This is a genomic window from Citrobacter sp. Cy070 (assembly GCF_030332245.1).
In the GTDB taxonomy this organism is placed as follows: domain Bacteria; phylum Pseudomonadota; class Gammaproteobacteria; order Enterobacterales; family Enterobacteriaceae; genus Citrobacter; species Citrobacter youngae.
Genome location: NZ_JAOWIG010000073.1, coordinates 1 through 12144 on the forward strand (window position 1 = coordinate 1; position 12144 = coordinate 12144).

Sequence of the window (12144 nt, forward strand, 5' to 3'; positions counted from 1 at the left end):
ACCTCCTTCGGATTAGCCAGATAACCCGTGGTATCCCCGGTCGGGCGGCTATTGGCATTTGGTTTGATGACGATGCTCGGTTTGGTAAAGTGCGCACCAGGGAGCGGCGCTACCGCGGCCAGGGTGCCGTGTTTTTTACGCAGTTCCTCTATCGGGCCGAAGTCCAGCGCACGCAGCGGGCAGGATTCGACACAGATGGGTTTCTTACCCTCAGCAACGCGTTCATGACAGCCATCGCACTTGGTCATGTGTCCTTTGGCGGCATTGTATTGCGGCGCGCCATACGGGCAGGCCATGTGGCAATAGCGACAGCCAATGCACACATCTTCATCCACGACCACAAAACCATCTTCACGTTTGTGCATCGCGCCGCTTGGACACACCTTGGTACAGGCCGGGTCTTCACAGTGGTTGCACGCAATGGAGAGGTAGTAGGCGAAAACGTTCTGGTGCCAGACACCGTTATCTTCCTGCCAGTCACCGCCGGCGTATTCGTAAATACGGCGGAAACTGACGTCAGGCGTTAAATTTTTGAAGTCTTTGCAGGCCAGTTCGCAAGTTTTGCAACCGGTGCAACGGGCGGAGTCGATAAAAAATCCGTATTGAGTCGTCATGGGTTACACCTTACGCCTTTTCAACCTGAACGAGATTACTGTGGGATGGATTCCCCTTCGCTAACGGAGAAGGACGATGTGACGTGAGAATGTTAATAGAACCACCGTGATCGATCTGGTCACCAAACATATCAGCATTGAGCCATGCGCCTTGGCCGATGGCTGTCACGCCGGGCAAAATACGCGGTGTAACTTTCGCGGCGATCAGCATCTGACCATTGCTGTTAAACACCCGTACCGTATCGCCGTGATGAATACCACGTGAACGAGCATCGACGGGGTTAATCCAGATTTCCTGCGGGCATGCCTGTTGTAAAACATCAATGTTGCCGTAGCTTGAGTGAGTTCGCGCCTTATAGTGGAACCCGGTGAGCTGCAGCGGGTACGTTTTGCGTTTGGGGTCGTCCCAGCCGTCAAAGCCTGGCGCATAAGCCGGTAGCGGATGCACAATCTCGTCTTGCTTGAGTTCCCATGTCTCGGCAATGGTGGCCAGTCTTTCAGAGTAAATCTCAATTTTCCCTGATGGCGTTTTCAACGGGTTTGCCGCAGGATCTTCGCGGAATGAACGGAAGGCAACATAGTGTTCTTCCGGGCATTTTTTCTTGAAAATACCGGTCGTTTTCATCTCTTCGTAATCCGGCATTTCCGGGTTACGTTCTTTGGTTTTGGCATGCAGATATTTCACCCACTCGTGTTGGGTGCGGCCTTCCGTGAATTTTTGATAGACGTCCGGGCCCAGGCGTTTAGCGACTTCACTTAACATCCAGTAGATGGGTTTTCGTTCAAATTTAGGTGAGGTAGCGGGTTGTCCGAGGATCACATAGCCCATATTCCCGGCGGACTCATGTGAGATGAGATCTTCCTGTTCAGTAGGCATCAGATCCGGCAGCAGGATGTCGCAGTACTTCGCCGATGCGGTCATAAAGTGCTCAATGCCGACAATCATTTCGCACTTACTGTCATCCTGTAAAACGTCATGAGTATGAGCAATATTGCCATGCTGGTTGATGAGCGTGTTACTGGCATAGCACCAGATAAACTTGATAGGCACATCCAGTTTATCTTTGCCACGGACACCGTCGCGGGTGGCTGTCATTTCTGCGCCATGATCGATAGCATCCGTCCAGGTGAACACCGATATCTGTGTTTTGACCGGGTTCTCTAACATGGAGAACCATTCAACGCCCAGATCCCAGGTCCCTTCTCGCATACCGGAGTTACCGCCGTTAATTCCCACGTTTCCTGTCAAAACAGAGAGCATGGTGATTGCTCGGGCTGTCTGTTCACCGTTGGAATGGCGTTGCGGTCCCCAGCCCTGACAGATGTAAGCTGGTTTTGCCGAACCTATTTCACGCGCTAACTGGATGATTTTGTCCGCAGGGATGCTGGTAATCTGAGATGCCCATTGCGGTGTTTTGGCAATTCCGTCCGGACCGTCACCTAATATATAGGCCTTGTAGTGCGCATTACGCGGTGCGCTGGCGGGGAGAGTGGTTTCATCGTAGCCGACGCAGTATTTATCAAGGAAAGGTTTATCAATCAGATCTTCTGTGATCAGCACCCAGGCGATAGCGGCGGCCAGTGCAGCATCCGTCCCAGGGCGAATAGGCAACCATTCATCTTCACGACCTGCGGCGGTGTCGTTGTAGCGTGGATCGATAACGATCATTCTGGCATTTGACCGCTCACGTGCCTGCTCGACATACCAGGTTACGCCACCGCCGCTCATACGCGTTTCGGCTGGGTTATTACCAAACATCACAACCAGTTTTGTGTTGGCGATATCGTCGGGGCTGTTACCGTCGTTAGCACCAAACATGTATCCCATGGCGGCGCTGATTTGTGCGGTGCTGTAACTCCCGTAACGGCTTAGATAGCCACCACAGGAATTCATCAAACGGTAGGGGACGTTGGAGTTCGTGATATTACCGCCATCCACACCGGTACCGTAAAGAACGTGAACGGCTTCATTACCGTAATCATGCAAAATACGTTTCAGATTTCCGGCTACGGTATCCAGCGCTTCATCCCAACTGATACGCTCAAATTTACCTTCACCGCGTTTGCCAACGCGTTTCATCGGGTATTTGAGGCGGTCAGGGTGGTTCATACGACGGCGAATCGAACGACCACGCAAGCAGGCGCGAACCTGGTGGTTACCGTAGGTATCATCGCCGGTCGTGTCAGATTCAACCCAGTAGACTGCATCATCTTTCACATGCAGACGTAAAAGGCAACGGCTGCCGCAGTTAACCGTACAGGAACTCCAGACAGCTTTATCTTCAACAGGTTGCACGGATTGCTGTACTGCAGCAGCAGCGGCACGAATACCAAAGGGTAGTGACAGGCCTCCGGCAGCAAGTGCCAGTGAACCTATAGCCGAGGATTTCACTAACGTCCTGCGGCTAATACCTCCATATTGCTCATCTTCAGACATAACCCACTCCATTGTAATTGTCGTTATATACATTGTTTTATAACGAAATAACTAGCTTGCTAACAATGAAGTTGAGTCTACCTATTTATAGGTAAATCTTATTAATGCATATCAAACAGGAGTGACCCTCCGCGAACGGAGGGTAAAAATTTATTGCGGTTCAGCCACGTGACCGTCCTGAGAAGGGCTACTGTTTGCGGGTGCGTTACCGCTGTTAGTTCGGGTATAGAGGATCTTGTGCGTATCATTGGCACAATGACCGACCACCAGTGAATCAGGCTGATCGGCCTGGTCATTAGGAACAATATTCAACGTGAAACTGGATTCCGCGACACCATTATTAATAATGCGCTGCTCGATATCACTCTTCACGCGCTCACATGACGCGGGTGCAGCCAGGATCTGCGGGGAAGCGACCAGTAATAAGCTCGCGGCAATTCCTGCTATGTATTTCATCATCAACTCCTTTCGTGATCGACATAAACTAAGATTAGCATTTCTGGTGTAAATAACTGTATTTGCTAATATGATTGAGAATTATCTTCTTATCCCGGTGAAAAATGTGAAGAAACAGACCCTGTTAGGTTTCCTGTGTATCGTGTTGGTTGGGTGTGATAACGCCAAAGGGCTGGTGTCCTTTACGCCGGAAATGGCCAGCTTCTCCAATGAATTTGATTTTGATCCGCTGCGCGGCCCGGTGAAAGATTTTAGTCAGACGCTGCTCAACGACAAAGGCGAAGTGACTAAGCGCGTCACAGGTACGCTCTCGCAGGAAGGCTGTTTTGATACGCTGGAATTGCATGATGTCGAAAATAATACGGGTATGGCGTTAGTGCTGGATGCGAACTTCTATCGGGATGCCGAAACGATGGAAAAACGGATCCGTTTACAGGGGAAATGCCAACTGGCGGAACTGCCTTCTGCGGGCGTAGTGTGGGATACCGACGATAACGGTTTTGTTGTGTCCGCCACGGGAAAAGAAATGAAGGTGCAGTACCGGTATGATGCGGAAGGCTACCCGCTCGGCAAAACCACCGTCAGTAAGGACAATACGCTGCAGGTTGAGGCTAAACCGTCAGCCGATCCATTGAAAAAACTGGATTACACGGCAGTAAGCATGCTGAACGATCATCCTTTAGGTAACGTCAAACAAACCTGTGAGTATGATTCGTATGCTAATCCGGTCAACTGCCAGCTGGTTATCGTTGACGAAAGCGTAAAGCCGGCAGTTGAGCATCATTACTCGATTGAAAACACCATTGATTACTACTAACCGTTTTTACTGAGCGGTAGGTTGTAACAGGTTGGAACCCGGTGTTTTGTGATCGGCCAGATATTGCTGTTGGAAGATACACATGCGAATGGTGTTGCGATATTGGCCGTTAATAAAGAACTCATGAATCAATTCACCTTCGACCATAAAGCCAAGTTTGCGGTAGATGTGAATGGCTTTTTCGTTCTCTTTATCAACGATCAGATACAGCTTATATAAATTAAGCACGGTAAAACCGTAATCCATCGCCAGCTTTGCCGCGCGCGTTGCCAGACCTTTGCCCTGGTAATCCGGGGAAATGATGATCTGAAATTCAGCCCGGCGGTGCACATGGTTTATTTCAACCAGCTCCACCAGCCCGGCTTTCTCACCGTCACACTCGACCACAAAACGGCGTTCACTTTGGTCGTGAATGTGTTTGTCATACAGGTCTGACAGCTCAACAAACGCTTCGTAAGGTTCTTCAAACCAGTAGCGCATGACGCTGGCGTTGTTATCAAGCTGATGGACGAAACGTAAATCTTCACGCTCCAGCGGGCGCAGCTTTACACTGAGGGCGCTTGCCATATCGTATCCTTTCAATATCTTCTAGTGAGCACAATGATTATGGGGCAACGGTGCGGCCAGTGCGGCGATCGAGACAACGCAGTGTGTTAGGCTCCCAATACGCATTCAGGTTCGCGCTTTGTTCGCATTTATCACGGCTATCAAAAGCAGCGTCGGCTTTGTCCCACTCTTTCTCTGTACGCTTGTTGACTTTCTGACGCAACTGACGCGTATCGTTCCACTGTTCCTTTTCCATTGCAGCCTGTTGACGACTTTGCGCACTGTCCCCGGACTCTATGACCAGTTTACTGGTTTCAGCAAATACGGAAGAGGTGTACACGGCCGCCGCCAGCGTCAGCATGGCCGTCAGACACAGGCGTTTGGTCAGTGTAATTTTCATGGCGAATTCCTTTAATGAGAAAGGGAAAAAACGATAAAACAGGGTTAAATTCTACACTATTCCTGCGCCAGGGCATACCCACTGGGCGCATATGGATACGTTGGACATATTCTGTCGTATCATGGTTAAACCGAAGGTAACTGAATTACTTCAATGCTTAAGACAACATTACTTTTCTTCGTCACCGCGTTATGCGAAATCATTGGCTGCTTTTTACCCTGGCTCTGGCTTAAGCGTGGGGCGACGGCCTGGTTGCTGGTTCCCGCTGGGGTGTCATTAGCGCTGTTCGTCTGGTTGCTGACGCTACATCCGGCGGCGAGCGGGCGGGTATATGCCGCGTATGGTGGTGTCTACGTGGTGACTGCACTGCTCTGGTTACGCATTGTCGATGGCGTAAAACTGAGCCTGTACGACTGGTCCGGCGCGTTAGTAGCACTGTGCGGGATGTTGATCATCGTTGCCGGATGGGGGCGCGCATAGCGCCTTTTTTGTGATCAGTGAGCGTTTTTTTGATCTTCATGCTTGTATGGTAGTAGTTCAGTTGGGTAAATTTCCTGCATCACAAGAAGAGATGTAAGGATTAAAAAATGAAGATTGTCGGGGCTGAAGTTTTTGTTACCTGTCCAGGACGTAATTTTGTCACGCTGAAAATCACGACAGACGATGGGATCACTGGATTAGGGGATGCCACGCTTAACGGGCGTGAATTATCCGTGGCGTCCTACCTGAAAGATCATGTGTGTCCACAGCTAATTGGACGTGATGCGCATCGAATTGAGGATATCTGGCAGTTTTTCTACAAGGGGGCTTACTGGCGCCGCGGCCCGGTAACGATGTCGGCGATTTCTGCGGTGGATATGGCCCTGTGGGATATCAAAGCGAAGGCGGCGAATATGCCGTTGTACCAGTTGCTGGGGGGCGCATCACGCGAAGGCGTCATGGTGTACTGTCACACAACGGGTCATTCCATTGATGATGTGCTGGAGGATTACGCGCGTCATAAAGAGATGGGGTTTAAAGCGATCCGTGTGCAGTGTGGTGTACCGGGAATGAAGACCACCTACGGAATGTCTAAAGGTAAAGGCCTGGCCTACGAACCTGCGACCAAAGGCCAGTGGCCGGAAGAGCAGCTGTGGTCGACGGAGAAATATCTCGATTTCACACCGAAATTGTTTGAAGCCGTCCGCAACAAATTTGGTTTTGATGAACATCTTCTGCATGACATGCATCACCGTCTGACGCCAATTGAAGCGGCTCGTTTTGGTAAGAGCATTGAACAATACCGTTTGTTCTGGATGGAAGACCCTACCCCCGCTGAAAACCAAGAGTGCTTCCGCCTGATTCGCCAGCATACGGTCACGCCGATTGCGGTAGGGGAAGTGTTCAACAGTATCTGGGACTGCAAGCAGCTTATTGAAGAACAGCTGATCGACTATATTCGCACCACTATTACCCACGCAGGCGGTATCACCGGTATGCGTCGTATTGCTGATTTTGCCTCACTTTATCAGGTACGCACGGGTTCTCATGGACCTTCCGATTTGTCGCCAGTCTGCATGGCCGCTGCGCTGCATTTCGATATGTGGGTACCCAATTTCGGGGTGCAGGAATATATGGGGTACTCAGAACAGATGTTGGAAGTGTTCCCGCATAACTGGACCTTTGATAACGGCTACATGCATCCAGGTGACAAACCAGGGCTCGGTATTGAGTTTGACGAAAAACTTGCAGCGAAATATCCGTACGATCCCGCATATCTGCCGGTCGCCCGTCTTGAAGATGGCACGTTATGGAACTGGTAAATGTAAATTTTACGTACGAAAGATGTTGATTAACCCAATACCCTACAGAAGGTTAAACTTATGGTTAGTTCAGTCGATATTAAAAATAACGTAGATAATAAGCCCATTATTCGTCGAGTGGCTTCAGCATCCGCAATTGGTACTGCTGCTGAGTATTATGATTTTTTTGCATACGGGACAGCTGCTGTACTCTTTTTTGGTCATTTATTTTTCCCAAGTGACGATCCGTTAATAAGTACTCTCGCGGCTTTTGCTACCTATGCTGTTGGTTTCCTCGCAAGACCATTAGGAGGAATTGTCTTTGGCCATATTGGCGATAAGGTCGGGCGTAAAAAAGCACTGGTTATTACCATATTAATTGTTGGTTTGGGGACGTTCTGTATCGGGTTATTACCTACATATGAGAAAATAGGTGTATGGGCTCCAGCTTTACTTATTTTTATTCGTGTATTACAGGGATTTGGGGTTGGAGGAGAGCAAGCCGGTGCAGTACTGATGACTGCTGAATATTCTGAACCCAAACATCGTGGATTTTTTTCCAGTTGGGTTCAAATTGGTGCCCCGGTTGGTTTCCTACTGCCGTTAGCACTCTTTGCGTTGTTAAATGCCACACTTTCTCCAGAGGCAATGATGGATTACGGGTGGCGAATACCGTTCCTGTTGAGTCTGTTACTGGTTATTGTTGGGCTGTTTATCCGCTTAAAAATTGATGAGTCACCTGTCTTTGCTCAGATTAGGGAGACAAAAGCAGAAGAATCACGTCCACTCGTTGAAGTTATCCGCGATTTTCCTGGCATTGTTGTCAAGGGAGTCTGTGCGAAACTGATTGAAGCTTGCACATTTGCAATGTTCACCGTGATTGTTTTGGCTTACGGTAAGGCAAATAATCTTGATGCTAATATTTTGATGGAGACAATGATAGTTGCGGTGATAATAGAAATCATTGCCATACCGTTGATGGGGTCGCTATGCGATAAAATTGGACGTAAACCAGTCTATATTATCGGTGCGTTGCTGCAGGTCGTTATGATTATTCCTTTTTTCCTTGCGATTAATCAGGATAGTTTCTGGCTTACACAAATAGTAATGATCATGGTGCTGAGTATTGGACATAGTATGTGTTATGCACCTCAGGCTTCATACTTTCCGGAGCTTTTCCCAACGCATATTCGCTGTAGCGGAATAGCATTAATTTGGCAACTGGGGTCGCTAATAGGCAGTGGGATTCTTGGCTTAGTTGCAGTAAAAATTCTGCAAGTAACAGGTGGACATTACTATGGACTTGCAACCTATGTGATTGTACTTGGAGTTATCTCAATTATTGGTTTGTTGATGATGCCGGAAACCGCTCCGCAAAGACTTAAGCGTGAATACCAGCAGTGGCAGAAACATTAATATTCGTTGGCGGCAGTATGCCGCCAAATTCACCGATCTTGGTATATAACTCAATAAATGATGTCATACCAATCATAGAAAGCTTAATGCAAATCAAAACATACAACCATACAGGCGTTACTCTGGAACAGTCCTGATTTCATTGATAAGTAGGTCATACAATGCAAAACAAGCTCTTAGCGGCAAAGGCTGCACTTCCTGGCTACGATCGTACAAAACTGGTTCCGCGTATTGTTCATCTGGGGTTCGGTGCTTTCCACCGTGCACACCAGGGGGTATACGCTGACATCCTGGCAGCAGATCACAATAGTGACTGGGGATACTGCGAAGTAAACCTGATTGGTGGAGAGCAGCAGATTGCTGATTTGAAACAGCAAGATAACCTGTACACCGTTGCGGAAATGTCTGCGGATGCCTGGACCGCAAGAGTTGTTGGCGTGGTTAAAAAGGCGTTGCATGCGCAGGTTGATGGTCTGGAACCTGTACTGGCTGCACTGTGCGAACCGCAGGTGGCGATCGTTTCCCTGACCATAACTGAGAAGGGGTATTGCCATTCTCCGGCTACCGGGCAATTGATGCTGGATAACCCGATGATTGCCGCCGACCAGCAAAACCCAAAACAGCCGAAGACGGCACCGGGTGTGGTGGTTGAAGCACTTGCACGCCGTAAAGCCGCAGGTTTAGGTGCGTTTACCGTGATGTCCTGCGACAACATGCCTGAAAACGGCCATGTGATGCGCAATGTTGTCACTGCGTATGCCCGGGCGGTGGATGCTGAGCTGGCTGCATGGATCGAACAACATGTGACGTTCCCGTCAACAATGGTTGACCGTATTGTCCCGGCGGTAACCGCAGATACGCTGGACAAAATTGAACAACTTACCGGGGTACGCGATCCGGCGGGTGTGGCATGCGAACCGTTCCGTCAGTGGGTCATTGAAGATAACTTTGTCGCAGGGCGTCCAGAGTGGGAAAAAGCCGGGGCTGAACTGGTGGCAGATGTTATCCCGTTCGAAGAGATGAAGTTGCGTATGCTTAACGGCAGCCACTCTTTCCTTGCTTACCTCGGCTACCTGGCAGGATATCAACACATCAACGACTGCATGGGTGATGAGAACTATCGTGTCGCCGCCCGCGCGTTGATGCTGCAGGAGCAAGCGCCAACATTAAAAGTGAAAGGGGTGGATCTTCAGCATTATGCCGACTTACTGATTGACCGCTATAGCAACCCGGCGTTGCGCCACCGTACCTGGCAGATTGCCATGGACGGTAGTCAGAAACTGCCGCAACGTATGCTTGACTCTGTGCGTTGGCATATCGTGCACGGCAGTGGTTTTGATCTGCTTGCACTCGGTGTGGCGGGTTGGATGCGCTATGTCGGGGGCGTGGATGAGCAGGGACAAGCCATTGAAATTAGCGATCCGCTGCTGCCAGTGATCCAGAAAGCGGTACAGAACAGTCACGAAGGTGAAGATCGTGTGCAGGCGCTATTGGCTATTGACGCTATTTTTGGCGACGAACTGCCACAGGTTGAACGGTTTAAAAAGCGGGTTACAGAAGCGTACCTGACTTTGCTGGCGGAAGGCGCGAAGGCAACGGTTGCAAAATATGCTGCGAAATTACTGTCAGTAAGATAACGCTTTATGTCGCCATCCGGCTTTAACGACAGCCAGATGGCGCATTGTTTTTGGCATTCACACCAATTAGTTCATGCCTAAACGAATCAGTTCGAGGGGGGCATATTTGCCTTCACATCCTTCGATTTCCACTGTTTTACCGCGGCGGATTTGCTCAGCGGTCAGGCCATCGGTGTCAATGGCTGTAATACGGCCGGTGAGTCCGGTGTCACTAATCATGACACGGCTGCCAGTGGTGATTGCGTTGCGGTTACGATCGTATGTTTTCATGGTGTTTTCTCCTTTCCAACTTACCGTCAAAGCCCGTGGGCTTTTAGTCCCACGTAACGGGCGCAATATAAATACGCTTCTCGTTAATGATTTTTTTTGTTTTCGATCAAAATCACAGCTTTTTTTATCGGGATATGCAGGAGAGGGAATTGTTCGGGGAAACTCACCTCAGTGAGAGGTGAGCTACGTATTAGTCTTCGCTAAACCAGTCGCTATTTTCCTGACGAATAAGCTGAACAGATTCGCTAATTTCCTGTAGATGCAGCATCATTGCATGCTCGACGGCATCGCCATCATGTTTTACCAGCGCTGCAAAGATATCATGGTGCTGACGAAGTAGCATTTCAGGTGGGGAGACATGATCCAGACTCATATAGCGCACACGGTCAATCGTGGCTTTAATATTCTCGACGGTGTCCCAGGCAAGCTGGCAATCAGCGATTAATGCCAGCTTCTGATGAAACTCATCATCAAGCTGGAAGAAATCGTTGAGCTGCTTACGGTCGATGGCAATGCGTTGCTGGTGCAGATTCTGTTCCAGTTGATAGCACTGGTTATCGGTGATCATCGAGGCGGCGCGGCGGGCTACGGCACACTCAATGGCCTGACGTACAAAACAGCCATTTTGCACCTGCGACAGCGAGATCTTATTCACGTAACTGCCACGTTGTGGACGGATCTGAATCAAACCGTTTTCTGCCAGTTTGATGAATGCTTCTCGTACCGGCTGGCGAGACACGTTAAAGCGTACGGAAACCTCTTTCTCCGACAATGGCGTACCAGGTGCAATCAGACAATGCACGATATCGCTGCGAAGAATACGGTAAATCTGTTGATTTACCGGCTGTGTAGGGTTGAGCTGCGTTTCTACGGTCATTCATTCTTACTTATTAGAGAGTTAACCCGGCTATTTTATCACTTATCGAGCGCTTTCTATACCCGGCACAAGGCCGGGTATCTCATTTAGCTTCGATGCACGCTAAGCCCGGCAAAAGACTGGGTGACTGGCATCATCTCAAGGGTATTGATGTTGACATGAGCCGGTAACGAAGCAACCCACCATACAGCTTCAGTGACATCCTGCGGAGTCAGTGCAGTGGTATTTTCGTAGGTTTTACCTGCTTTATCATCGTCGCCTTTGAAACGCACATTAGAGAACTCGGTACCGCCAACCAGTCCGGGTTCAATGTCGGTAACGCGGATCGCCGTGCCGTGTAAGTCTGTACGCAGGTTCAGACTAAACTGACGAACAAACGCTTTGGTTGCACCATAAACGTTCCCGCCAGCGTACGGCCAGCTACCGGCGGTAGAGCCGATATTAATTATGTGTCCGCGGTTACGCTCGACCATGCCAGGCAGAACGGCACGAGTCATATAAATCAGGCCTTTGTTGTTGGTATCGATCATGGTTTCCCAGTCATCGACATTCGCTTTGTGGGCTGGCTCAAGACCCAGCGCCAGACCGGCATTGTTGACCAGGATATCGATATTGCGCCATTCGGCAGGCAGGGTGTCCAGCATCTCTTCAATGGATGCGCGATTGCGTACGTCAAGCTGGGCGATATACAGATTATTACCCAGTTCATCTTTCAGTTCCTGCAGACGTTCCTGGCGGCGTCCGGTGGCAATAACTTTATGCCCATTCTCAATAAAACGACGCGTAATGCACTCACCAAAACCTGCTGTTGCTCCGGTTACTAAAACGATCATCTCACTGTTCCTCAACGCTTTTTATGTAGTACTACCATAGCACGTCATTTCTGTTCAGAG

General features: G+C 49.4%; 13 protein-coding genes. 5 read left to right on the plus strand and 8 right to left on the minus strand.

What is annotated here, in order from left to right:
- From OGY19_RS13600 to OGY19_RS13610, 3 genes are all read right to left on the minus strand, one after another.
- The coding region (locus tag OGY19_RS13600; protein WP_048211714.1) for a DMSO/selenate family reductase complex B subunit at window positions 1–614 on the minus strand (614 nt) is incomplete at its 3' end.
- A gap of 10 nt (window positions 615–624) precedes the next feature.
- A complete protein-coding gene (gene ynfF, locus OGY19_RS13605; protein WP_233609287.1) occupies window positions 625–3051 on the minus strand; it encodes a selenate/tellurate reductase subunit YnfF in 2427 nt (808 codons plus the stop codon).
- 150 nt (window positions 3052–3201) lie between these two features.
- Window positions 3202–3510 (minus strand): DUF1161 domain-containing protein, encoded by a 309-nt coding sequence (locus OGY19_RS13610; RefSeq protein WP_086523673.1) that lies wholly within the window; start codon window positions 3508–3510, stop codon window positions 3202–3204.
- A gap of 103 nt (window positions 3511–3613) precedes the next feature.
- On the opposite strand from OGY19_RS13610, the gene OGY19_RS13615 reads away from it, so the two are divergent.
- The gene (locus OGY19_RS13615; RefSeq protein WP_082193773.1) at window positions 3614–4324 is read left to right on the plus strand and encodes a YnfC family lipoprotein; all 711 of its coding nucleotides are present in this window, start codon (window positions 3614–3616) and stop codon (window positions 4322–4324) included.
- 6 nt (window positions 4325–4330) lie between these two features.
- Here OGY19_RS13615 and speG read toward each other — a convergent pair whose 3' ends face one another.
- Together speG and OGY19_RS13625 are read right to left on the minus strand one after the other, a co-directional pair.
- Window positions 4331–4891, minus strand: coding sequence for a spermidine N1-acetyltransferase (gene speG / locus OGY19_RS13620; RefSeq protein ID WP_101743063.1), 561 nt, complete (start codon window positions 4889–4891; stop codon window positions 4331–4333).
- 37 nt (window positions 4892–4928) lie between these two features.
- Complete coding sequence (locus tag OGY19_RS13625) at window positions 4929–5270, minus strand: DUF1283 family protein (protein WP_048211710.1); 342 nt, start codon at window positions 5268–5270, stop codon at window positions 4929–4931.
- A gap of 153 nt (window positions 5271–5423) precedes the next feature.
- Here OGY19_RS13625 and OGY19_RS13630 point away from each other — a divergent pair, with 153 nt between their 5' ends.
- From OGY19_RS13630 to OGY19_RS13645, 4 genes are all read left to right on the plus strand, one after another.
- On the plus strand, window positions 5424–5750 hold the full coding sequence (locus OGY19_RS13630) for a YnfA family protein (protein WP_005121149.1): 327 nt from the start codon (window positions 5424–5426) through the stop codon (window positions 5748–5750).
- Between the two features lie 107 nt (window positions 5751–5857).
- On the plus strand, window positions 5858–7072 hold the full coding sequence (rspA, locus tag OGY19_RS13635) for a starvation-sensing protein RspA (protein WP_115602070.1): 1215 nt from the start codon (window positions 5858–5860) through the stop codon (window positions 7070–7072).
- A 60-nt stretch (window positions 7073–7132) separates the two neighbouring features.
- Window positions 7133–8467, plus strand: a complete 1335-nt coding sequence (locus tag OGY19_RS13640; RefSeq protein WP_048211708.1) for an MFS transporter — start codon at window positions 7133–7135, stop codon at window positions 8465–8467.
- Between the two features lie 161 nt (window positions 8468–8628).
- The gene (locus tag OGY19_RS13645; RefSeq protein ID WP_286596636.1) at window positions 8629–10104 is read left to right on the plus strand and encodes a mannitol dehydrogenase family protein; all 1476 of its coding nucleotides are present in this window, start codon (window positions 8629–8631) and stop codon (window positions 10102–10104) included.
- 66 nt (window positions 10105–10170) lie between these two features.
- On the opposite strand, the gene ydfZ is transcribed toward OGY19_RS13645, so the two are convergent.
- The 3 genes from ydfZ to ydfG all read right to left on the minus strand — a co-directional run bounded on the left by ydfZ (window position 10171) and on the right by ydfG (window position 12084).
- Window positions 10171–10374 carry a putative selenium delivery protein YdfZ gene (gene ydfZ, locus OGY19_RS13650; protein ID WP_003032393.1) on the minus strand — a complete coding sequence of 68 codons (204 nt, stop codon included), beginning with the start codon at window positions 10372–10374 and terminating at the stop codon, window positions 10171–10173.
- 190 nt (window positions 10375–10564) lie between these two features.
- Window positions 10565–11251, minus strand: a complete 687-nt coding sequence (locus OGY19_RS13655) for a GntR family transcriptional regulator (protein WP_048211706.1) — start codon at window positions 11249–11251, stop codon at window positions 10565–10567.
- 86 nt (window positions 11252–11337) lie between these two features.
- Window positions 11338–12084 (minus strand): bifunctional NADP-dependent 3-hydroxy acid dehydrogenase/3-hydroxypropionate dehydrogenase YdfG, encoded by a 747-nt coding sequence (gene ydfG, locus OGY19_RS13660; protein WP_061067877.1) that lies wholly within the window; start codon window positions 12082–12084, stop codon window positions 11338–11340.
- Between the last annotated feature and the right edge of the window lie 60 nt (window positions 12085–12144).

Excerpts from the sequence above, each read along its gene's own strand:
- ynfF (WP_233609287.1), bottom strand. The coding sequence starts at position 3,051 with ATGTCTGAAGATGAGCAATATGGAGGTATTAGCCGCAGGACGTTAGTG.
- OGY19_RS13610 (WP_086523673.1), bottom strand. The coding sequence starts at position 3,510 with ATGATGAAATACATAGCAGGAATTGCCGCGAGCTTATTACTGGTCGCT.
- speG (WP_101743063.1), bottom strand. The coding sequence starts at position 4,891 with ATGGCAAGCGCCCTCAGTGTAAAGCTGCGCCCGCTGGAGCGTGAAGAT.
- OGY19_RS13625 (WP_048211710.1), bottom strand. The coding sequence starts at position 5,270 with ATGAAAATTACACTGACCAAACGCCTGTGTCTGACGGCCATGCTGACG.
- OGY19_RS13630 (WP_005121149.1), top strand. The coding sequence starts at position 5,424 with ATGCTTAAGACAACATTACTTTTCTTCGTCACCGCGTTATGCGAAATC.
- rspA (WP_115602070.1), top strand. The coding sequence starts at position 5,858 with ATGAAGATTGTCGGGGCTGAAGTTTTTGTTACCTGTCCAGGACGTAAT.
- OGY19_RS13640 (WP_048211708.1), top strand. The coding sequence starts at position 7,133 with ATGGTTAGTTCAGTCGATATTAAAAATAACGTAGATAATAAGCCCATT.
- OGY19_RS13645 (WP_286596636.1), top strand. The coding sequence starts at position 8,629 with ATGCAAAACAAGCTCTTAGCGGCAAAGGCTGCACTTCCTGGCTACGAT.
- ydfZ (WP_003032393.1), bottom strand. The coding sequence starts at position 10,374 with ATGAAAACATACGATCGTAACCGCAACGCAATCACCACTGGCAGCCGT.
- OGY19_RS13655 (WP_048211706.1), bottom strand. The coding sequence starts at position 11,251 with ATGACCGTAGAAACGCAGCTCAACCCTACACAGCCGGTAAATCAACAG.
- ydfG (WP_061067877.1), bottom strand. The coding sequence starts at position 12,084 with ATGATCGTTTTAGTAACCGGAGCAACAGCAGGTTTTGGTGAGTGCATT.